Source organism: Blastococcus sp. CCUG 61487 (assembly GCF_005222955.1).
In the GTDB taxonomy this organism is placed as follows: Bacteria; Actinomycetota; Actinomycetes; order Mycobacteriales; family Geodermatophilaceae; genus Blastococcus.
Genome location: NZ_LWUA01000017.1, coordinates 1 through 20,819, shown reverse-complemented (window position 1 = coordinate 20,819; position 20,819 = coordinate 1). Strand labels below are relative to the sequence as shown.

The window sequence follows — 20,819 nt, the reverse complement described above, 5'->3', positions numbered from 1 at the left end:
GCTCGCGGGCGTGGACGCCGCGGTCCGCCGCGTCCTGGGCGGGGAATGGACCGCCTCCGACGACGCCCCGGAGGCGGCGGAGCTCGCCACGACCGCGGCCGCCGCCGTCGACCTGCCCGGCCGGCCCCTCGCCGCCGCCAACGCGGGGCTGGCGCTCCCCGACGAGCCGCACCTCGCGCTCTGGCAGGCGCTCACCACGCTCCGGGAGCACCGCGGTGACGGCCACACCGTCGCGCTGGTGCAGCGGGAGGTCGACGGCGTGGCCGCGCACGTGCTGGCCGTCGCCGCCGGCCGCGCCGACCGCGCGTGGCTGCTGAAGTCCCGCGGGTGGGACGACGCCGCGTGGGACGCCGCTGTCGCCCGGCTGACCGACCGAGGCTGGCTCGCCGACGACGAGCTGACCCCGGAGGGGCTGGCGATGGTCACCGCGATCGAGGCCGACACCGATCGGTTGGCCCTCGGCCCGTGGGCGGCGCTGGGCGACACGGGCTGCGACCGGCTGGTCGAGCTGCTCCGCCCGGTCCGCCGCGCGGTCGTGGCGGCGGGCGAGTGGCCCGCCGGCAACCCGATCGGCGCCCCCGATCCCGACCTCAGGTGACGCGGGCGCGCTCGGCGGGGAAGGTCTCGTAGGACCCGTCGGCGAGGACGTCGCGGAACCGGGCCATGGCGTCCCACACGTCGACGAACCGGGTGTACAGCGGCGCCGGCCCCAGGCGGACGCGGTCCGGCGTCCGGAAGTCCGGCACCACCCGGCGGGCGAGCAGCGCCTGGGTGAGCTGCCACGCCCGCGGATGGGCGAAGGTGACGTGCGCACCGCGCCGGTTCGCGTCCCGGGGCGAGGCCAGCGCCATCCCGGCCGGCAGCAACCACTCGTCGCCGAGCGCCACCACGAGGTCGGTCAGCGCGCGGCCCTTGGCGGCCAGCGCGTCGATGCCCGCCTCCGCCACCAGCCCGGCACCCACCTCCACCGCGGCCATGCCGAGCACCGGCGGCGTCCCGACGCCGAACCGCTCGATGCCCTCGGCCGGCACGTAGCGCGGGCCCATCGCGAACTGGTCCCGCTGGCCGAACCAACCCTGGATCGGCGAGCGCAGCTCGTCCTGCAGGTCGCGCCGCACGTAGAGGAACGCCGGCGCCCCCGGCCCGCCGTTGAGGTATTTGTACGTGCAGCCGACGGCGAGGTCGGCGCCCGAGGCATCGAGGTCGACGGGCACGGCGCCCACGGCATGGGAGAGGTCCCACAGCAGCAGCGCGCCGGCCTCGTGCACCAGGCGGGTCACCTCGGCCACGTCCGCCAAGGCCCCGGAGCGGTAGGCCACCAGAGACAGGACGACGACCGCGACCCGCTCGTCCAGTGCCGCCGCGAGCACGTCGAGGTCGAGGCCCTCGTCGATGTCGGCCTCGATCTCGCGCACCGTCATGCCCCGCGCCTCCGCCACTCCCGCCACCACGTACCTGTCGGTGGGGAAGTCGTCGGCGGTGCAGACCAGCACGTCGCGGTCCGGCCGAGCGGCCGCCGCGGCGGCGAGCAGCTTGTAGAGGTTCACGGTCGTGGAGTCACCGACCAGCACCTGACCCGGCGCCGCGCCGAGCACGCCGGACCCCAGCGCGTCCCCGACCCGCGCGGCCGTGCCGATCCACTCCGACCAGCTCCCGACGAGCCCCTCGGCCCACTCGCGCTCCACGACGCGGGTCAGTGCGGCCGGCGTGGCCAGGGGCATCCGCCCGAGCGAGTTGCCGTCGAGGTAGAGGAGCCGATCGGGACCGTCCTCGGCGGTGCCGGCGAAGCGGGCCCGGAAGCCGGCGAGGGGATCGGCCGCGTCGAGGGCCTCGGCGGCGGCGCGGGAGAGATCCATGCGCCCTGTCTACGTGACCGCCCCGCCCGGGTACGCGCGGGGAGAGCCCGGGACGACCGCCCCGGCTAGCGTCGTCGTCGTGACCCAGCTGCACGACCTGACCGCGCTCGAGCAGGCCGCGGCCGTCCGCCGAGGTGAGGTGAGCCCCACGGAGCTGGTGGACCATGCGCTGCGCCGCATCGAGGCCCACGACGCCGGGCTCGGCGCCTTCGTCACCGTCACTCCCGAGCGGGCCCTGGACGCCGCTGCGGCAGCGGAGCGCCGGCTGCGCGACGGCGGTGAGCAGCCCCCGCTGCTCGGCGTGCCCACCGCGATCAAGGACCTGAACAGCACCGCGGGGGTGCGCACGACGTTCGGCTCCCGGGTCACCGCCGACCACGTGCCCGAGGTGGACGACGGCGTCGTCACCCGGCTCGCCGCGGCCGGCACGATCAGCCTGGGCAAGACGAACACCCCCGAGTTCGGCTACCCCTGCTACACCGACAACGACCTGGTGGGGCCCGCCCGCTGCCCGTGGGACCCCTCCCTGCTGGCCGGCGGCTCCAGCGGCGGTGCGGCGGTCGCTGTCGCCGCGGGGTTCGTGCCCTTCGCGCAGGGCAGCGACGGCGGCGGCTCGATCCGGATCCCGGCCAGCGTCAACGGGCTGGTGGGCATCAAGCCGGCCCGCGGTCGGATCAGCAGCGCTCCGCTCGGCGGGGACGTCACCGGGCTGGGCACCAGCGGCCCGCTGGCGCGGACGGTCCGGGACGCCGCGGCGATGCTCGACGCGATGGCCGGTCCGGAACTGGGTGATTTCGCCTGGGCTCCGCCGCTGCCTCCGGGGGAGACCTTCCTGGCCGCGGCCGACCGCGCGCCCGGCCGGTTGCGCGTCGCGCGGTTCACCGAGTCGGTCATGCCCGGCGCCGAGCTGCAGCCCGAGGTGGTCGCGGCCCTGGACGAGGCGGCGGACCTCCTCGCCGACCTCGGGCACACGGTCGAGGAGGCGCCCCCCGGCCTGCTCGGGCCGGAGGTGCTGGCCGCGTTCGAGCGGGTGTGGTCGCTGTCCGGCGCGATGCTCCCGGTGCCGGAGGACCGGGTGGGGGAGCTCCGCCCGATCACCCGGGAGCTGCGGTCCCGGGGGTTGGCGATGTCGGCCAGGGAGGCCGTCGAGGGGCTGACCGCGCTGCGGCTGTTCACCCGCCGGTTCCTGCAGGCGACCGCCGGGTTCGACGTCCTGCTCGCCCCGGTGACCACGATGACGCCGCGGCCGATCGGCTGGTTCACCGACGGGGCCGACGGCGCCGAGGACTTCGAGCGCAACAAGCTCTACGCCGCTTTCACCGCGCTCTACAACGTGACCGGGCAGCCGGCCGTCAGCGTGCCGCTGCACTGGACTCCCGGCGGGTTGCCCATCGGGTCGATGCTGGTGGGCCGGCCCGCCGACGAGCAGATGTTGATCTCGCTGTCGGCGCAGCTGGAGGCAGCCCGGCCCTGGGCGCACCGACACCCGCCGGTCTGGGGGAGTGCAGCGGGCTGAGCGCGGAGGGTGCCGGTAAGTTGGCCGGCGTGACCGTCGCCGAGACCATCCTCGTCTTCGTCGTGGCCCCGCTGGCCATCTTCCTCGTGCTCGCGTTCTTCACGCTGGGCCCGGGCGTGCGCAACCGGCGCCCGCGCTACAAGCCGGGCCAGGCGTGGACGCACGCGCCGGTCTGGTACGAGCCGCACCCGGAGAGCACCGGGCACGGCGGGGGGCACGGCGAGACCGCGGCGATCGGCTCGTCGGTCTACGGCGAGGAGGCCGCGGCCACGCACGCCGTGAGCGGCGGATCCCCTGACGGCGGAGCTCCGGCGGCCCCGCGTCCGGTGCCCGGCGGACCGCTCGGCGGCGCCCGGGGCACCTGGTGAGCCTCCCGATGAACCGCAGGCACGCATCCACGACCGACGTACCGGGAGGCCGGGCATGACCCGCGTGTTCGAGACCGAGTCGCACGACACGGCGACGCGCTACACCGCGGCGAACGTGATCGACGAGGAGATCCACCACGATCACGTGTTCAGCTTCCGCGAGCTGGCCCGCATCGACGAGGCGCTGACCATGTCCTCGCGGGAGACCGGTCTGCGGTTCACCCTCTACATCGGTGACCTGGGCACGCCCACCCGCGCCCGCGCCGAGGAGCTGCACGCCTACTCCGGCGGCGACACGACCGAGGCCGTGCTCATCGCCGTCTCGCCCGGGCAGCGCGTGGTGGAGGTCGTGACCGGCGCCGCCGCGGCCCGCCGGCTGCCGGACCGGGCCTGCGCGCTCGCGGTCCTCTCCATGACGACGTCCTTCGCCGGGGGCGACCTCGTCGGCGGCATCGTGAACGGACTGCGCCAGCTGGCCGACCAGGCCGGCCGTCCCGTCCGCACCGCCTAGACGACGACACGGTGCCCCGCCCACCCGACGGTGGGCGGGGCACCGCCGTCTACAGGCCGGCCTGCGCGTCCCGTTCGCGGGCGCGCAACGCGCGGGCGATGCCGTCCCGGCCCTCGAACACCAGCCGCCGCAGCGCCGCGGGCTGCCCGGCGTCCGCCAGCCACGCGTCGGCCGCGGCGATGGTGCGCGGCTCGACGACGGGCGGGAACAGGTACTGGACGGCGTTCTTCGCGATCTCGCCGGGACGGCGGTCCCAGACCGGCCTGATGTCGGCGAAGTAGCGGTCCACGTACTCGGCGGTCAGCTCCCGCTGGGCCGGGTGCCAGAAGCCAGCCACGATCGCCTCGTGCACGGCGTTGGGCACGTCGTCGTCGGCGAAGGCCAGCCGCCACGCCTCCGCCTTGGCCTCCGCGGTCGGCCGCAGCGCGCGCGCCGTCGCCGCCCGCCGGGCACCGGTGGCGGTCGCGTCCCGGGCCTCCTCGGCCTCGATCTGGGCGTCGCCCGCCGCGCCCAGCGCGACCAGGCCGTGCAGGAACGCCCAGCGGGCGTCCGCGTCGACGACGAGGCCCTCGACGGTGCGTGATCCGTCGAGCAGGCCGCGCAGCGCCGCGACGTGCTCGTCGGTGCGGGCGGCGGTGGCCAGCGTGCGCGACCACAGCAGCTGCTGATCGCTCCCGGCGGGAGCAGACCCGAGCGCGGCGAGCGCGTGGTCGCCCAGCCGGGCCCAGCCGGTCGGCGCCCAGCTCGGGTCCGCGAAACTGCTCAGCGCGCTCTGCACGCGGGCCAGCAGCGCCTGGACGACGCTGATCTCGGTCTCCGCGCCCACCCCGGCGAGCACCAGCTGCAGCCACTCGCGGGCGGGCAGCTCGGCGTCGCGGGTCATGTCCCACGCCGCCGACCAGCACAGCGCCCGGGCCAGCGGATCGGTCATCGCCCCGATGCGGGAGCGCAGCGTGGCCAGCGAGCCGTCGTCCAGCCGGATCTTGGCGTAGGTGAGGTCGTCGTCGTTGACCAGCACGAGGTCGGCGGCCGGGTGGCCGACCAGGTCGGTCACCTCGGTGCTCGCGCCGGCCACGTCGAGCTCCACCCGCGCGGTGCGGGTCAGCCCCTCCGGGCCCTCGCTGTAGAGCCCCACGGCCAGGCGGTGGTTGCGCAGGACGCGGTGCTCGGGGACGGCGGTCTGCTCGATGACGAAGCTGCCGTAGCGACCGTCCTCGGTCAGCTCGACGACCGGCCGCAGCGTGTTGACCTGGCTGGTGCGCAGCCACTGGTCGGCCCACTCCGACAGGTCGCGGCCCGAGCTCTCCGACAGCGGCCCCAGCAGGTCGTCGAGGGTGGTGTTGCCGTACTCGTGCGTGCGGAAGTAGCGGCGCACCCCGGCGAGGAACTCGTCGCGGCCGACGTAGGCGACCAGCTGCTTGAGCACCGAGGCGCCCTTGGCGTAGGTGATGCCGTCGAAGTTGACCTCGACCGCGGCGACGTCGGGGATGTCGGCGGCGATGGGGTGCGTGGAGGGCAGCTGGTCCTGTGCGTAGGCCCAGGCCTTCTCCGTGTTGGCGAACGTCGTCCACGCGGTCGTGTACTCGGTCGCCTCGGCCTGGCACAGCGTGCTGATGTAGGTGGCGAAGGACTCGTTGAGCCACAGGTCGTCCCACCAGCGCATGGTCACCAGGTCGCCGAACCACATGTGCGCGAGCTCGTGGAGGATCGTCTCGGCCCGGCGCTCGTAGCGGGCCCGGCTCACCTTCGAGCGGAAGACGTAGTCCTCCAGGAAGGTGACCGCACCGGCGTTCTCCATGGCACCGGCGTTGAACTCCGGGACGAAGAGCTGGTCGTACTTGTCGAACGGGTACGGGTAGTCGAAGACCCGGTGGTAGAAGTCGAAGCCCTGCTTGGTCACCCGGAACAGCTCGTCGGGGTCGAGGTACTGCGCCAGGCTCGCCCGGCAGTACAGCCCCAGCGGGATGCCGTCGTGCGAGTCGGTGACCTTCGCGTACGGGCCCGCGACGAGCGCCACGAGGTAGGTCGAGATGCGCTTGGTGGGCACGAAGTGCACCAGCTGCGACCCGCCGGGGCCGGCCTCGACGGTGCGCCCGCCGGTGTTGGAGACGACCTGCCAGTCGAAGGGCGCCACCACGTGCACGGTGAAGGTGGCCTTGAGGTCGGGCTGGTCGAAGCAGGCGAACATGCGCTTGGCGTCGGCCGGCTCGAACTGGCTGTAGAGGTAGACCTGCCCGTCCTCGGGATCGGTGAAGCGGTGCAGCCCCTCGCCGCTGTTGGAGTAGCGGCAGTCGGCGGTCACCACCAGCTCGTTGCGCTCCGCGAGATCGGGCAGCGGCAGCCCGCCCTCCTCGGTCCAGGTGCTGACGTCGAGCTCGGTCCCGTTGAGCGTCGCGGACCGGACGCCGTCGGCGACCAGGTCGATGAACGTGGCGGCGCCGGGCTCGCGGCAGCCGAAGACGACCGTCGTCGTCGACTCGAAGGTGCGCTCGCCGGGACGGCCGGCGCCGTCGGTCACGTCCAGGTGCAGGTCGTAGCTCTCGACCGTCAGCAGGTCGGCGCGAGCAGCGGCATCGGTGCGGGTCAGGTTGGGTGCGGCCACGACGGGCAGCCTGCCACGGGGCGGCGACGGTTCCTCCGCCCCGGGCACCTCAGGGCATCCGGCCGGCGGGAACAACGCGGCGGCGAAGTCGATTGGCAACCCGACGAGAGCCCGGTGGTGCACGCGGGGCCCCGACCGCGAGGAGAACCGCATGACCGAGGCAGTGCAGAGCGCCCCCGTGAAGGCCCGCGTCGACTTCTGGTTCGACCCCCTGTGCCCGTGGGCCTGGCTGACCAGCCGCTGGGTGCTCGAGGCCGCCAAGGTCCGCGACATCGATCTGCACTGGCACGTCATGTCCCTGGCCGTGCTCAACCGCGGGCGGGACCTGCCGGCGGAGTACCAGGAGATGATGACGAAGGCGATCGGCCCCGTGCGGGTGGCGATCGCCGCCGCCCAGCAGCACGGCGACGAGGTGCTCGGTGACCTCTACACCGCCATGGGCACCCTGCGGCACCACGAGGGCGTGGAGCTGGAGGACCTGATCGCCCCGGCGCTCGAGCGCGTCGGCCTGCCGGCCTCGCTGGCGGAGGCGGCCACCTCCACCGAGTACGACGAGGCGCTGGAGAAGAGCCACCACGCGGGCATGGACCCGGTCGGCGACGACGTCGGCACCCCGGTCATGCACATCGACGGCGTGGCGTTCTTCGGCCCGGTCATCAGCAAGGTGCCCACCGGCGAGGACGCCGGCAAGGCCTTCGACGGCGCGGTCCTGCTGGCCAACCTCCCGGACTTCTGGGAGCTCAAGCGCACCCGCACGAGCGGCCCGGACATGGACTCCGTCCCCGCCGACACCCTCCAGCTCACCCGCTCGTAGCCAGCTTTTCCGCGGAGAAGCAGGCTGCTTCTCCGCGGAAAAGCAGGGGATGGACGGGGTGCGGCAGGATGGTCGGATGCCGCATCCCGTCCGTCAGCGGATCTTCATCTCCGGGGCCAGCGCCGGGCTCGGCCAGGGCATGGCCCGCCGCTTCGCCGCCATGGGCCGCGACCTCGCGCTGACCGCCCGCCGGCTCGACCGGCTCGAGGCGCTGCGCGACGAACTGCTGGCCGCACATCCCAGCATCCGGGTGGTGGTCGCCGCGATGGACGTCGACGACCCGGACTCGGTCGCCACGGTCATGCCCCGGCTCGCCGACGAGCTCGGCGGCTTCGACCGGGTGATCGTCAACGCGGGCATCGGCAAGGGCGGTCCGGTCGGCACCGGCGAGGCCGCGGCCAACCGCGCCGTCCTGCACACCAACGTGCTCGGGTCGCACGCCCAGTGCGAGGCGGCCATGGCGCTGTTCCGCGACCAGGGCGCCGGCCACCTGGTGCTGATCTCCTCCGTCGCGTCGATCCGCGGCATGCCCGGCACGCGCACCGCGTACGGCGCCAGCAAGGCGGCGCTGAACTCGCTGGCCGAGGGCATCCGCTCCGACGTGTACGGCTCGCAGATCGTCGTCTCCGCGATCCTGCCCGGCTACATCGCGACCGACATCAACGAGGGACGGCGCGGCCCGCTGACCGTGGGACTGGACAAGGGCGTGGACGCGCTGGTCGCCGTCGTCGAGCGCGAGCCGGTCCGGGGCTACGTGCCCGAGTGGCCGTGGCGTCCGGTGGCCCGGCTGCTGAAGATGCTGCCGCTGTCGATCGTCCGCCGACTCACCGGCTCCTGACCCGCACGTTCGGTACCGGAAGTCCCGTACTTCCTGCACCGAAAGTCCGGGACTTCCGGTGCAGGAAGGTCGAGCAGGGCGCCGACCCAGCGGCCCTTCCAGCCGTCGACCGCCGGCACCGCCAGCGAGCCACCCTGTCAAACTGCTCGTCATGCGCGTCTTCGTCGGTACCGACCACGCCGGCCTCGAGTTCAAGGAGCACCTGAAGAAGGCGCTCGCCGACGCCGGCCACGAGCCCGTCGACTGCGGGGCCTACGAGTACGACGCCCAGGACGACTACCCGCCGTTCTGCTTCGAGGTGGGGGAGCGGACCGTCACCGAGCCAGGCTCTCTCGGCGTCGTCATCGGGGGTTCCGGCAACGGCGAGCAGATCGCGGCCAACAAGGTGCCCGGCGTCCGCGCCGCGCTGGTGTGGAACACCGCCACCGCGCAGCTCGCCCGCGAGCACAACGACGCCAACGTCGTCTCCATCGGCGCCCGGCAGCACAGCGTCGAGGAGGCCACCGAGCTGGTGCTGGAGTTCCTCCGCACACCGTTCAGCGGCGACGAGCGGCACGTCCGCCGGATCGGTCTGATCAGCGACTACGAGCGCGACCGGCACCGCCCGGCCGGTGGCCAGCCGACCGGGCCCCAGCACCACCCTTGAGCGGCGCGGGCGTCGGTAGCCCTCAGAAGTCGTCGGGGCACCAGGGCGCGATCGGCCAGCCGAACGCGGTCGACGCCTGGGTGACCGCGCCCGGGCTCACCTCGGTCACCCGCCCGGCCGCGTGCAGGCCCGCGAGCGAGACCCCGCCCAGGTAGACAGCCGATAGCTCCTCGATGCCGAGCACCACGTCGGGATCGCGGTCGGTGCGATCGCAGTACGCACCGGCCGGGTGGCCCCGCAGGTGCCAGCGCCCCGTGTTCTCCGGGCAGAACTCGTCGCGCACCTCGAAGACCAGCTCCACCGGCGCGGGGTAGCGGCGGGCCGACAGCGCCCGACCGACGTCGACCACCCGGACCCAGAGCGCGTCGACCGGCTTGGCGTGCAGCGCCCGGGGGTCCTGGAGCAGGTGCCGCAGCGGATCGTCCACCGAGGCCATGGACGTCTCCACGGTGCGGACCAGGTCCAGGGAGAGCAGGTAGCTCCACAGGGCGGCGTACGCGGCGGGCGTGGTGGAGCGCACCTCGCCGACGCGGATCCGGCCCTCGGGCTCGCCCTCGTCGTTCCACCGCTGCCGGCGTCGGTACATGGCGTAGCCGGTGGGCGTCCCGTCGTCCTCAGTGTGCACCAGCAGGTGCTGGGGCGACCACCCGTGCCGGTGCTCGGGCTCGTCGGAGAGCAGCCTGTCCCACCAGCGCTCGTCACGGGCCATGTTGCCCGGCACCCAGCGGCGGAGCTGCTCGTGCAGACCGGCAGCGGCGGTGCGGAACTCGTCGCGCTCGACCGGGCGGACGGCGCCGGTGCCGGTGCCGGCGTCTCGACGCAGCCGTAGCCGGCCGGTCTGGCCGCTCCACCCGCCGCGCCAGGAGGCCGGGGCGTAGCCGAACCGGCCGTAGATCCCCGCCTCGGCCGCCCAGAGGGCGGCGACCGGCTCTCGCTGCGCCGCCCGCACGTCGTCGAGCTGGCGACGCATGATCGCGGTGAGGACGCCGCGACGGCGGTGGGTCGGCGACACGGTGATCCAGGTGACCCCCGCGCACGGGACCGTGCTCCCGGGGACGGTGAGCTCGAGGCTGTAGAGGCCCGCCGTCGCGACGACGCGGTCGCCGTCCCAGAGCGCCAGGGACCTGTCCAGCTCGGCCACCGGACTGGGGGTGTCGACGTACTGACCCGTCGGCTCGTCGCCGAACACCGAGTACATCGAGCGCAGGAACCGCGGCCACTCGTCGGCCGTGATCGGGCGGAGCTGGGCGGCGATGTCGTCGGGCACCGGACAGGTCTACCGCTCGGGACGGCCGGGGCGCCAACGGGTTGTGCGGGACGGATCCGCTGTCAGGATGCCCGCGTGGACGACGAACGGGGGATCGACTGGTGGGTGAAGCGCCTCGATGCGCTGCTCGAATCGGCCCTGGACGCCGTCGTGGCCGGCGAGGGGCTCACCCGGCGCCACTGGGAGGTGCTCCACCTGCTCGCGGAGGCGACGGTCCCGGAGAGCGACGTCCACACCTCGCTCGCCGACGTCCCCGGTGACACCGCCGCCGTCCTCACCGACCTGGCCGCCCGCGGCTGGGTGGACCGCCCCCGGGCCGGGTTGCTGCGGCTCACGGCTGACGGAGTGGCGGTCCACGACCGGATCCTGCGGGCGGTCACCCGCGTGCGCCGGCACACCGCCGATGGGTTGTCGCGGCAGGAGTACGAGCGGACCGTCCTGGTCCTGACGCGCATGGCCGAGAACGTGGAGCGGGCGCTGCGCCGCGGCTGACCGCGCCTATGGTCGGTCCGGAGCACGTCCGCACGGGCGGGCCGACGACGGCGAGGGGGGATGACGTGCGCGCGCGTGCACTGCCGCTCGCCGTGGCCGTGGCACTGGTCGTGGCCGGCTGCAGCAGCGAGGCCGAGCGCGACGGGTCGCCTCCCGAGCGCAGCGCCGCCGCGGAGACGTCGTCGCCGACCGAGCCGCTGACGACGCTGCCGGGGGACGACCCGGCCGAGCTGGCGCTCGGTACGAGCGGCCTGCTCTTCGAGAGCTCGCCGGTCGTCGTGACCGCCCGGGAGGACGACCGGGCGGGCGTACTCCTGGCAGCGTCAGCCGCGGTGGGGCTCGGTGCTCCGCTGCTGCTGGAGGGCGACGGGCTGGCCGACGAGCTGGACCGGCTCGACGCCGACGCGCTGCTCGCCGTCGGTGCTGCGGAGGGCGAGGTCGGAGAGGACGGCCCCGACGTGGTGCGGGTGCCCGCGACGCCCGACGCCGTGGCCCAGGCCACGGGACTCTCGCTGGACGAGGCCGGCCCGGTCCCGGACGACGGCGGGCTCGACGCCGTCGCCGCGCTGGACGGCGACGAGCCGGCGGCGCTGGTCCCCGAGGGCTCCGAGGCAGGCGGCCAGGACGACGTCGACGAGCTTCCGGAGATGGGCCGCGGCGATGCCCGCGACGAGACCGTGGTCCTCGTCGCGGGGGACGACGACGCCGTGGCGGCGGTGGCGACCGCTCGCGCGGCCGGCGCCCGTGTCGTCGTGCTCGACGGGACGACCGACCCGCGCGGGTCCGAGGCGGCGCGGACGGCGCTCGCCGACGACGCCACCGAGTCGGTCGTGGCGCTCGGTGCCGACCTGGCCGCGGAGGACGGACTCGACTGGAAGCTGGCGACCGCCGGCACCGGCGTCGAGCTGCCGGGAGGCGGCCAGCTGATGTTCCCCGGCCGCTTCCTCGTCGCCCTCTACGGACATCCCGGCACCGGAGCTCTGGGCGTGCTGGGGGAGCAGCCCCTCGAGCAGGCGATCCAGCGCGCCCGCGACCACGCGGCCCCCTACGAGCAGCTGGTCGACGCCCGGATGGTCCCGGCCTTCGAGATCATCGCGACGGTGGCGTCGACGGCCGCGGGTCCGGACGGCGACTACTCCAACGAGGCCGATCCCGAGATGCTGCGACCCTGGGTCGAGGAGGCCGGTGCGGCCGGGCTCTACGTGCTGTTGGACCTGCAGCCGGGCCGCACCGACTTCGTCACGCAGGCCGAGCGGTACCGCTCGCTGCTGGAGCTGCCGCACGTCGGGCTGGCGCTGGACCCGGAGTGGCGGCTCGAGCCGGACCAGGTGCACCTGACGCAGATCGGCTCGGTGGACGTCGAGGAGGTCAACGCCGTCGTCACCTGGCTGGCCGACCTGACCCGGGACGAGCTGCTGCCGCAGAAGCTGCTGGTCCTGCACCAGTTCCGACCCGACATGCTGCCGGGCCGCGAGCGGCTGGACACCGGCCGCGACGAGCTGGCCGTGATGGTCCACGCCGACGGCCAGGGCAGCCAGGGCGACAAGCAGGCGACGTGGAGCAGGCTGCGGGAGAACGCGCCGGAGCGACTGGCCTGGGGCTGGAAGAACTTCTACGACGAGGACGCCCCGATGCTCACGCCGGAGGAGACTGTCGAGCAGGTGGTCCCGCTGCCGTCGCTGATCTCCTACCAGTGAGACCGTCGGCCCTCCCGTTCCGTCGGACCCCTGTGGTGTGCTGATCCGCACACCGACCGGAGGAGTGGACAGCCCGTGACCAGCGTGGCCCTCGGACCCACAGACCAGCTCGACCCGCGGCTCCTCGAGCACCGCCGCGAGCTCACCGGCTACTGCTACCGGATGCTCGGGTCGATCTTCGACGCCGAGGACGCGGTGCAGGAGACGATGGTGCGCGCCTGGCGCGGGCTGGCGGACTTCGAGGGCAGGTCGGCGCTGCGCTCGTGGCTGTACCGGATCGCGACCAACGTCTGCCTCGACCAGCTGGGCGGGCGGCAGCGTCGGGCGCTGCCGATGGACCTGGCTGGCGATCCGTACCCGCCCGTGCCGGCCTCGCTGGCCGGCCGTCGCCCGATGACGGCGTGGGTCGAGCCGATGCTCGACCGCCAGGTGCTGCCGGAGGACGGCGATCCCGCCGAGCAGGCGGTGGCCCGCGAGTCGGTGCGGCTGGCATTCGTCGCGGCCCTGCAGCACCTGCCCCCGCGGCAGCGTGCGGTGCTGATCCTCCGCGAGGTGCTGCGCTGGAAGGCCGAGGAGGTCGCCACCCTGCTAGCCACGACGGTGGCCTCGGTCAACAGCGCGTTGCAGCGCGCCCGGGCCACGCTGGCCGACCTCGACGGCCGGCCCGTGCCCCGTGCCCTGGACGACGACGACCGCCGGCTCCTCGCCCGGTACCTGGACGCGTTCGAGCGCTACGACATCGACGCCTTCGTGCAGCTGCTGCACGAGGACGCCACCCAGCACATGCCCCCTTTCGAGATGTGGCTCCGGGGTGCGGCGGACATCGGCGCCTGGATGCGCGGGCCGGGCGCCGAGTGCGAGGGGTCGCGGCTGATCCCGACCGAGGCCAACGGCGCGCCGGCGGTCGCGCAGTACCGGCGCCGCGCGGGTGGTGGTCACGAGCCGTGGGGCCTGCACGTGCTGGAGATCAGAGACGGGCGGGTCGCCCACATCTCCAGCTTCCTCGACCTCGGGACGGGGCTGTTCGGGAAGCTGGGCCTGCCGTCGTCCCTCGATTGAGCACCGTCACCCCGGGTCGGCGTCAGGGGGGTGCACCGCGGGGCCGACCACCCCGCAGTGCAGGCACTCCTCCATCCTGACCCGGCCGTGGTCGTGGGGTCCGGCGTCGCCGGCCGGCGGAGCGTCGCCGAGGGGGCGGCGGACGAACGCGGCCGACACCGCGGCGCCGACCAGCAGCAGCCCGGCCAGCACGAACAGCGCGATGCGGAAGCCGGCGGCGAACGCCGTCGGGTCGCGGTAGTCGTCGCCGCCGATCCCGGCGACCACCGGGACGAGGGCCACGGCGAGCAGCCCGGCGGCGCGGGCGACGGCGTTGTTGACGCCGGAGGCGACCCCCGCGTGCCGGTCCTCGGCGGAGTCCAGCACCGTCGCGGTGAGCGGAGCGACCAGCAGGGTGAGGCCGGCGCCGAACAGGATCGCCGGCGGCAGCACGTCGCGCACGTACGAGGCGTCGGCGTCGATCCGCAGCATCAGCAGCACGCCCGCTGCGGCGACCAGCGGCCCCGTGGTGAGCAGGGCTCGCGGTCCGATCCGCTGGGCCAGCGCGCCGACCTGCGCGGAGAAGAGCAGCATCAGCAGCGTGACCGGCAGCAGCGCGCTGCCGGCGAGCAGCGGGCTGAACCCGGAGACCACCTGGAGCTGCAGGACGAGCAGGACGGAGAGGGCGCCGAGCGCGGCGTAGACGAACAGCGTCACGACGTTGACGGCGGTGAACTGCCGGTCGGCGAACAGGCGCGGCGGCACGAGCGGATGGCGGGACCTCCGCTCCACCACCACGAAGGCGGCCAGGGCCAGGCACCCGGTGGCACCCCAGAGCCACACCCCCGGCCCGGTGCCGGTCCCGCCGGCCGAGGTCAGGGCGTAGGTGAGGGCGCCGAGCCCGAGACCGACCAGCGCCGTCCCGGCCCAGTCCAGCTTCGGTGCGGCCTCCGGGTCGCGCGTCTCCGGCACGTGCCGGGCCGCGACCGCGATCACCAGCGCGGCCAGCGGCAGGTTGACGAGGAAGACCGCCCGCCAGTTCCACTCGACCAGCCAGCCCCCCAGGAAGGGACCGGCCGCCGTCGCCACCCCCGACAGACCCGACCAGGCGCCCACCGCCGCGGCGCGGTCGTCCGCGGCGAAGGTCGCGGAGATGATGGCCAGGCTGCCGGGGGTGAGCAGCGCACCGCCCACGCCCTGCAGGGCGCGGGCCGCGACGAGGGTCTCGATGTTGGGGGCCAGTCCGCAGAGCAGCGAGGCGAGCGCGAACCAGCTCACCCCGATGACGAAGATCCGACGTCGCCCGTACCTGTCGCTGAGCGAGCCGCCGAGCAGGATGAGCGCCGAGAGCGTGAGCGTGTAGGCGTTCACCGTCCACTGCAGTCCGGCGAAGTCGGCGCCGAGGTCGGCCCCGATCCGCTCCAGGGCGACGTTGACCACCGTCGCGTCCAGGAAGGCGATGCCCGAACCGAGGACCGTCGCGAGCAGCACCCAGCGGCCCCGCGGCGTGCCCATGCGGATCCCGGCGTCGGCGGCGGAGGGCCCGCCCATCACGGCACCTCGTCCGCGGTGTGCTCCGCGAGCCAGGCAGCTCTCCGGCGGGGGGAGGCCTGGGCGAGCCAGGCGTCCTGCACGAGTTCGGCCAGTTCCTGCCGGCTGATCTCCTCGAGCCGGCTCGCCTGCACCAGCACGGAGGGATGCCCGTCGAAGTGCGGGGTGGTGAAGAACGGCGTCGTCGCGTCCTGGACCAGCGCCAGCTTGTCCGCCTCCGACTCGACCCAGAAGACGATCACGTCGCGGAGGCGTTCCCCGGCGGCGTCGACGGCGTCCGGCCGCGGGGTGCGGAAGAAGACGAAGGACTTGCCGCCCACCTGGTAGACGGGGTTGCCGCTGCCACCGTGGACGACGGTCACGTGCGGCATGCCCAGCGCGAACTCGTGGACGTCCTCGACCCGAGCCGGTCGATCGGAGGTCACGCCGGCAGCGTACGGCCGGAACGCGCGCCGCGGACCGGACGCGGGGCCGAGCGACGTCGGGGACCTTGACGCGGTCAGCGGGGTGGTGCAAGTCTGGCGATGTTCTGAGAGTTCGACTTCCAGAAACTGTAGCCGTGCGAGGAGGCTGTCGTGGTCAGGCCGTCCCGGTTCGAGGGCACGCTCGGGCGCACGATCGCCGACTCGGAGGCGTGGTTCGACGAGCCACCCCATCCCGGCGCCGACGCACCCGACGTGGTCATCGTGCTGCTCGACGACACCGGCTTCGCGCAGCTCGGCTGCTACGGCTCCGACATCGACACGCGCCACATCGACGCCCTGGCCGCCGACGGACTGCAGTTCACCAACTTCCACGTCACCCCGCTGTGCTCGCCGACCCGAGCCTCGTTGCTGACCGGCCGGGCGCAGCACGCCGTGGGGATGCGGAGCGTGTCGAACTTCCGCACCGGTTTCCCCAACCAGCTCGGCCACATCACCCCGCACGCAGCCACGATCGCGGAGGTCCTGCGCGACGAGGGGTATGCCACGTTCTGCGCCGGGAAGTGGCATCTCGCGCCGATGGAGCAGTGCTCGGCCGCGGGCCCCTTCGACCAGTGGCCGCTGGCTCGGGGGTTCGATCGCTTCTACGGCTTCCTCGAGGGTGAGACCGACCAGTTCCACCCGGACCTCGTGGCCGACAACCACCCCGTCGAGCCGCCGAGGTCCTCGGGTGGCACCGAGGGCTACCACCTCAGCGAGGACCTCGTCGACCGGCTGCTGGCGATGATCTCCGACAGCACGGGCGTGCGCCCCGACCGGCCGTTCTTCGCCTACCTGCCCCTGGGTGCCACCCACGCGCCGCACCAGGCGCCACCCGAGTACCTGGCCAAGTACCGCGGGAGGTACGACGAGGGGTGGGACGTGGTCCGCGAGCGCTGGTTCGCCCGGCAGGTCGAGCTCGGGGTGATCCGCGAGTTCACCGAGCTCGCCCCGCGCAACCCGGGCGTCGAACCGTGGGACGACCTGTCCGAGAACCAGCAGCGGCTCAACGCCCGGCTGCAGGAGGCCTTCGCCGCGTTCCTCGATCACGCCGACGACCAGATCGGCCGCCTGGTCGACGGGCTGCGCGAGATGGGGCGGCTCGACAACACCATCCTGGTCGTCCTCGCCGACAACGGGGCCTCGCAGGAGGGTGGGCCCTTCGGCGTCATGCACGAGATGAAGTTCTTCAACGGGATCGTCGAGACGGCCGACACCGCCGTGCAGCGCATCGACGACATCGGCGGACCGCACAGCCACACCAACTACCCGTGGGGCTGGGCCCAGACCGGCAACTCGCCGTTCAAGTGGTACAAGCAGAACACTCACGAGGGCGGCGTCCACGTCCCGATGGTCGTGCACTGGCCGGCCGGCATCGATGCCGCGCAGCGGGGGGCGAAGCGGCACCAGTCCAGTTCACCTATGTCGCCGACATCGTCCCGACCGTCTACTCGCTGCTCGGCGTGACACCTCCCGAGACCTACCGCGGCATCGAGCAGCTCCCGGTCACCGGCCACCCGTTCGACCACGTCTTCGACGATCCGGACGCGCCGGCCAGCAACTCCCTGCAGTACTTCGAGATGGCCGGCAGCCGCGCGCTGGTGTCCGGCAGGTGGAAGGCGGTGCAGAAGCACACGCCGGGCGCCGACTACGACGCCGAGACGTGGGAGCTCTACGACCTGTCGGTCGATCCCTCCGAGTGCGACGACCTGGCCGAGGCCGATCCCGGCAGGCTGGCCGAGCTGATCCAGCTGTGGTGGGACGAGGCCGATCGCCACGGCGTGCTCCCGCTGGACGACCGCTCGATCGAGCTGTTCGGGGCCCGCTTCCGCGAGCACTCGCCCCACCCGCCGAGCAAGCGCTACGTCTACCGCCCGCCGATGTCCCCGCTCCCGAGCCAGGCGGCGGCCGCCATCGGCGGACGGAGCTTCGACCTGACCGCGCGGGTGACCCGGGCGGCGGGCGAGGAGGGGGTCCTCTTCGCCACCGGCACCGAGAACTCGGGCATCTCGGTGTTCGTGCAGGACGACCGGCTCGTCGTCGACTACAACGCCTTCGACGACCACACCATCGTCGAATCCGACATCCCCGTCCCCGTGGGCGAGTCGGTGCTCACCGCCCGGTTCCGCCGCGGCGAGGGCCGGACCGGCTGGATCGAGCTCGCGATCGACGGCGTCGACGCCGGCCGGGGCGACACGCAGCTGTACATGCGGATGATCTCGTCCGTCGGTCCCAGCATCGCGTTCGACCACGGGTCTGCGGTGTCCAGCCGGTACGAGGCGCCCTTCCCCTTCGCCGGGAAGCTGCACGAGATCGAGATCCAGCTCATCGCCCGCCCGGCGCCCGGCACGGCCGAGGCCGAGGCCGCCGCCGAGATGTCCCGCCAGTGACCCGCCCGACCGTCGGAGGAACGACCCCATGCTGACCATCACGCTGCTGGGCACCGGTAGTCCGATCCCGGATCCGCACCGCGCCGGGCCGGCCACGCTGATCTCCGGAGCAGGTGAGCACTACCTCGTCGACGCCGGGCGCGGAGTGATGATGCGCCTGGCCGCGGCCGGGGTCGGCGTGGGGGACCTGACGGCCGTGCTGCTCACCCACCTCCACAGCGATCACCTCACCGATCTCAACGACGTCATCACGTCGCGCTGGGTCATGACCTTCGAGCCGTCGCCGCTCACCATCGTCGGTCCGGTGGGCACCCGGGAGGTGGTCGACCACATCGTCGCGGCACTCGGCCCCGACATCGGCTACCGCATCGACCACCACGACGACCTCGCCTACGGCTTCCCGCCGGTCTCGGTGATCGAGGTGGACGACGGGGCGATCGACCTCGGTGGCGCGGTGGAGGTCGCCTGCGCGCCCACCGACCACCGCCCCGTGCACCCCACGGTCGGGTTCCGGTTCGACCAGGCGGGCGCCTCGGTCGTCACCGCCGGCGACACCGTGCCGTGCGACGGGCTCGACCGGCTGTGCGCCGGGGCGCAGGCGCTGGTGCACACCGTCATCCGCAAGGACGTCATCGGGACCATCCCGCTCGAGCGCATGAAGGACATCCGGGACTACCACTCCTCGCCCGAGGAGGCCGCGCGGACCGCGCAGCGCGCGGGCGTGGCGACGCTGGTGATGACCCACTACGTCCCCGCGATCCCGCCCGGGGGTGGCGAGGACTGGAAGGCGCTCGCTGCCGCGCACTTCGACGGGGCGATCGAGCTGGGCGACGACCTCCACCGCGTCGAGGTCCACGCGACGGCGGTGTCAGGGGCTCGCTGACCCGCCGGCGCTGACGGTGCGCCCGGACGCTCGGGTGCTCAGGGCCGGTTCGGGGCGAACGAATCGATCAGTCCGGAGACTCCGGCGTGCCACGCCCGGCGGACCAGGCGCTCGGAGTAGCCGTGGGTCGTGCGCACCAGGTCCCAGGACTCGAAGGACGTCAGCGTGTCGACGAGGGCGACGAGGTCGTTGCCGCTCGCGCGGGGGAGCGCCGCCAGCTCGGGCGCGAAGTGGTCGCGGAGCTGGCGGGTGAACCTGGCCCGCACCTCGACCAGCGTTCCGGCCAGTCGCGGGTTGTCGAGTGCCCGCGAGCGAGCGAGCCGGGCGACGGGGGCGATCGAGCGGTACAACGTGGTTCGGGCGTCGACCAGTCGATCGATCCGGTCGGCGAGCGGCCCTGCGCCGATGGTCGGGATCTCGAACAGCGGAGCGAAGCGCTCGAAGTGCCGCTCGATGGTCTGCTCCTGCAGGTCGTCGAGGCTCTCGAAGTAGCGGAACAACGAGGACACCGACACGCCTGCCCGCTCGGCGATCTCGTCGGTCGACGGAGCGACGTGGCTCTCGTCGATCAGGCCGAGCAGAGCATCGATGACCGCGGCACGGTTGCGTTCCCGTCGTGCCGTCCGTCCGTCGACCCTCACCACCTCGTCAGTGCTCACGGAGCGTGAGATTACGGCATCGCCGAGGTTGTGCGAGTAGTGGACGCAGAATCTATTGACAGTAAAACTCTCGATAGTGTCGGATCGGCACATGGAAACCGTCCGGACCCCCGACGACCGCTGCGCCGGCCTGCCCGACTTCCCCTTCGCTCCCCACTACGCCGACATCGACGACGGCGACGGGGGCACCTTGCGCGTCCACCACCTCGACGAGGGGCCCGCCGATGCCGCGCCGGTGCTGCTGATGCACGGCGAACCGTCCTGGTGCTACCTGTACCGGCACATGATCCCGGCGCTCGTCGATGCGGGTCATCGAGTCGTCGCACCGGATCTCGTCGGATTCGGTCGCAGCGACAAGCCCACCGAGCAGTCCGACTACACCTACGCCCGCCACGTCGAGTGGATGCGCAGGCTCCTGTTCGACACGCTCGACCTTCGCGACATCACCTTCTTCGGGCAGGACTGGGGCGGGTTGGTGGGGCTCCGGCTCGTCGCCGCCGAGCCGGACCGGTTCGCCCGGGTCGCCATCGGCAACACCGGCCTGCCGACCGGCCACGGAACGCCCACCGAGGCGTTCCTGGCGTGGCAGCGGTTCGCCCGGACCACCGAGGTGTTCCCCGTCGGGAACATCGTCGACGGTGGCTGCACCACCGATCTGCCCGCCGACGTCGTCGCCGCCTACGACGCGCCGTTCCCGGACGACTCGTACAAGGCCGGGGCCCGGATCTTCCCGGCGCTCGTGCCGACCAGCCGGACGGATCCGGCCGGAGCCGACAACGAGGCCGCCTGGCGGGTGCTGGAGCAGTTCGACCGCCCGTTCCTGCTGACGTTCAGCGACAGCGACCCGGTGACGCGCGGGGGTGATGCGCCCTTCCGGGCCAAGGTCCCCGGTGCGGCGGGGCAGCCCCACGTCACCATCGAGGGCGCAGGCCACTTCCTCCAGGAGGACCGTGGCCCCGAGCTGGCGCGCGTCCTCGTGGACTTCATCGCCAAGACGACGTGACCGGGTCCCCGCAGGTGCCGGGAGCCGACCGGGCTGCGAGCTGGTGGAGCGGGTGACCGGGATCGAACCGGCATGGCCAGCTTGGAAGGCTGGCACTCCAGGCGTCAACGTGGCTGGTCAGCGGCATCCCAAGCGAGCGCCGTGCCTTACGCGTGCCTCGGCACCACATTGCCCAGAGGAGCGATTGCTCGTTCGCGGGCCACCGCGTGTCGACGGCGCCTGAAAAC

Annotated in this window: 20 protein-coding genes; 14 read left to right on the top strand and 6 right to left on the bottom strand. The window is 73.4% G+C overall.

All coding sequences use genetic code 11. The features are described 5' to 3' along the window. Window positions 1-598 (top strand): SCO6745 family protein (locus A6V29_RS01805; protein ID WP_137158696.1); only part of this gene is annotated, 598 nt, incomplete at its 5' end. Here the strand turns inward: A6V29_RS01805 and kynU are convergent. Continuing rightward, a complete protein-coding gene (gene kynU, locus A6V29_RS01800) occupies window positions 591-1,856 on the bottom strand; it encodes a kynureninase (protein ID WP_137158695.1) in 1,266 nt (421 codons plus the stop codon). The genes A6V29_RS01805 and kynU overlap by 8 nt on opposite strands. Window positions 1,857-1,935: 79 nt before the next feature. On the opposite strand from kynU, the gene A6V29_RS01795 reads away from it, so the two are divergent. The 3 genes from A6V29_RS01795 to A6V29_RS01785 are packed head-to-tail and all read left to right on the top strand — an operon-like array spanning window position 1,936 to window position 4,251. Further along, window positions 1,936-3,372 (top strand): amidase, encoded by a 1,437-nt coding sequence (locus A6V29_RS01795; protein ID WP_249932926.1) that lies wholly within the window; start codon window positions 1,936-1,938, stop codon window positions 3,370-3,372. Window positions 3,373-3,401: 29 nt separating this feature from the next. After that, window positions 3,402-3,740 (top strand): aa3-type cytochrome oxidase subunit CtaJ, encoded by a 339-nt coding sequence (gene ctaJ, locus A6V29_RS01790; RefSeq protein WP_137158693.1) that lies wholly within the window; start codon window positions 3,402-3,404, stop codon window positions 3,738-3,740. A 55-nt stretch (window positions 3,741-3,795) separates the two neighbouring features. Further along, window positions 3,796-4,251: a DUF5130 family protein gene (locus tag A6V29_RS01785; RefSeq protein WP_137158692.1), complete on the top strand. Its 456-nt coding sequence runs from the start codon at window positions 3,796-3,798 to the stop codon at window positions 4,249-4,251. A 49-nt stretch (window positions 4,252-4,300) separates the two neighbouring features. On the opposite strand, the gene pepN is transcribed toward A6V29_RS01785, so the two are convergent. Further along, window positions 4,301-6,853, bottom strand: a complete 2,553-nt coding sequence (gene pepN / locus A6V29_RS01780) for an aminopeptidase N (RefSeq protein ID WP_137158691.1) — start codon at window positions 6,851-6,853, stop codon at window positions 4,301-4,303. Between the two features lie 151 nt (window positions 6,854-7,004). Between pepN and A6V29_RS01775 the strand changes: the two genes are divergently transcribed. The 3 genes from A6V29_RS01775 (at window position 7,005) to A6V29_RS01765 (ending at window position 9,151) form a co-directional block, all read left to right on the top strand. Beyond that, window positions 7,005-7,667 carry a mycothiol-dependent nitroreductase Rv2466c family protein gene (locus A6V29_RS01775; RefSeq protein WP_137158690.1) on the top strand — a complete coding sequence of 221 codons (663 nt, stop codon included), beginning with the start codon at window positions 7,005-7,007 and terminating at the stop codon, window positions 7,665-7,667. A 76-nt stretch (window positions 7,668-7,743) separates the two neighbouring features. After that, window positions 7,744-8,505, top strand: a complete 762-nt coding sequence (locus tag A6V29_RS01770) for an SDR family oxidoreductase (protein ID WP_137158689.1) — start codon at window positions 7,744-7,746, stop codon at window positions 8,503-8,505. A 151-nt stretch (window positions 8,506-8,656) separates the two neighbouring features. Then, window positions 8,657-9,151: a ribose-5-phosphate isomerase gene (locus A6V29_RS01765; RefSeq protein WP_137158688.1), complete on the top strand. Its 495-nt coding sequence runs from the start codon at window positions 8,657-8,659 to the stop codon at window positions 9,149-9,151. A 22-nt stretch (window positions 9,152-9,173) separates the two neighbouring features. On the opposite strand, the gene A6V29_RS01760 is transcribed toward A6V29_RS01765, so the two are convergent. Further along, complete coding sequence (locus A6V29_RS01760) at window positions 9,174-10,418, bottom strand: GNAT family N-acetyltransferase (protein WP_137158687.1); 1,245 nt, start codon at window positions 10,416-10,418, stop codon at window positions 9,174-9,176. Between the two features lie 75 nt (window positions 10,419-10,493). On the opposite strand from A6V29_RS01760, the gene A6V29_RS01755 reads away from it, so the two are divergent. From A6V29_RS01755 to A6V29_RS01745, 3 genes are all read left to right on the top strand, one after another. Continuing rightward, complete coding sequence (locus tag A6V29_RS01755) at window positions 10,494-10,910, top strand: winged helix DNA-binding protein (RefSeq protein ID WP_137158686.1); 417 nt, start codon at window positions 10,494-10,496, stop codon at window positions 10,908-10,910. 65 nt (window positions 10,911-10,975) lie between these two features. Further along, the gene (locus A6V29_RS01750) at window positions 10,976-12,607 is read left to right on the top strand and encodes an amino acid adenylation domain-containing protein (protein WP_137158685.1); all 1,632 of its coding nucleotides are present in this window, start codon (window positions 10,976-10,978) and stop codon (window positions 12,605-12,607) included. Window positions 12,608-12,682: 75 nt separating this feature from the next. After that, complete coding sequence (locus A6V29_RS01745; protein WP_137158684.1) at window positions 12,683-13,666, top strand: sigma-70 family RNA polymerase sigma factor; 984 nt, start codon at window positions 12,683-12,685, stop codon at window positions 13,664-13,666. A gap of 6 nt (window positions 13,667-13,672) precedes the next feature. Here the strand turns inward: A6V29_RS01745 and A6V29_RS01740 are convergent, their stop codons facing one another. Together A6V29_RS01740 and A6V29_RS01735 are read right to left on the bottom strand one after the other, a co-directional pair. After that, window positions 13,673-15,196: an MFS transporter gene (locus A6V29_RS01740; protein WP_137158683.1), complete on the bottom strand. Its 1,524-nt coding sequence runs from the start codon at window positions 15,194-15,196 to the stop codon at window positions 13,673-13,675. Beyond that, window positions 15,196-15,621 (bottom strand): MmcQ/YjbR family DNA-binding protein, encoded by a 426-nt coding sequence (locus tag A6V29_RS01735; protein ID WP_212718933.1) that lies wholly within the window; start codon window positions 15,619-15,621, stop codon window positions 15,196-15,198. Before A6V29_RS01735 ends, A6V29_RS01740 begins: the two co-directional genes overlap by 1 nt. 150 nt (window positions 15,622-15,771) lie before the next feature. Between A6V29_RS01735 and A6V29_RS21165 the strand changes: the two genes are divergently transcribed. From A6V29_RS21165 to A6V29_RS01725, 3 genes are read left to right on the top strand one after another with little or no spacing between them, the layout of a single operon-like run. Continuing rightward, window positions 15,772-17,124, top strand: a complete 1,353-nt coding sequence (locus A6V29_RS21165) for an arylsulfatase (RefSeq protein ID WP_212718930.1) — start codon at window positions 15,772-15,774, stop codon at window positions 17,122-17,124. Continuing rightward, window positions 17,121-18,047 (top strand): hypothetical protein, encoded by a 927-nt coding sequence (locus tag A6V29_RS21160; protein ID WP_212718927.1) that lies wholly within the window; start codon window positions 17,121-17,123, stop codon window positions 18,045-18,047. Before A6V29_RS21165 ends, A6V29_RS21160 begins: the two co-directional genes overlap by 4 nt. Window positions 18,048-18,075: 28 nt before the next feature. Beyond that, on the top strand, window positions 18,076-18,930 hold the full coding sequence (locus tag A6V29_RS01725) for a ribonuclease Z (RefSeq protein ID WP_137158682.1): 855 nt from the start codon (window positions 18,076-18,078) through the stop codon (window positions 18,928-18,930). A gap of 38 nt (window positions 18,931-18,968) precedes the next feature. Here A6V29_RS01725 and A6V29_RS01720 read toward each other — a convergent pair whose 3' ends face one another. Continuing rightward, a complete protein-coding gene (locus tag A6V29_RS01720; protein WP_170977648.1) occupies window positions 18,969-19,589 on the bottom strand; it encodes a TetR/AcrR family transcriptional regulator in 621 nt (206 codons plus the stop codon). 91 nt (window positions 19,590-19,680) lie between these two features. On the opposite strand from A6V29_RS01720, the gene A6V29_RS01715 reads away from it, so the two are divergent. After that, entirely contained in the window at window positions 19,681-20,592 is a 912-nt protein-coding gene (locus A6V29_RS01715; protein ID WP_137158680.1) for a haloalkane dehalogenase, read from the top strand. Window positions 20,593-20,819: the final 227 nt, after the last annotated feature.

Coding starts and splice junctions, on each gene's coding strand:
- kynU (WP_137158695.1), bottom strand. CDS start 1,856: ATGGATCTCTCCCGCGCCGCCGCCGAGGCCCTCGACGCGGCCGATCCC.
- A6V29_RS01785 (WP_137158692.1), top strand. CDS start 3,796: ATGACCCGCGTGTTCGAGACCGAGTCGCACGACACGGCGACGCGCTAC.
- A6V29_RS01775 (WP_137158690.1), top strand. CDS start 7,005: ATGACCGAGGCAGTGCAGAGCGCCCCCGTGAAGGCCCGCGTCGACTTC.
- A6V29_RS01770 (WP_137158689.1), top strand. CDS start 7,744: ATGCCGCATCCCGTCCGTCAGCGGATCTTCATCTCCGGGGCCAGCGCC.
- A6V29_RS01765 (WP_137158688.1), top strand. CDS start 8,657: ATGCGCGTCTTCGTCGGTACCGACCACGCCGGCCTCGAGTTCAAGGAG.
- A6V29_RS01740 (WP_137158683.1), bottom strand. CDS start 15,196: ATGGGCGGGCCCTCCGCCGCCGACGCCGGGATCCGCATGGGCACGCCG.
- A6V29_RS01725 (WP_137158682.1), top strand. CDS start 18,076: ATGCTGACCATCACGCTGCTGGGCACCGGTAGTCCGATCCCGGATCCG.
- A6V29_RS01715 (WP_137158680.1), top strand. CDS start 19,681: ATGGAAACCGTCCGGACCCCCGACGACCGCTGCGCCGGCCTGCCCGAC.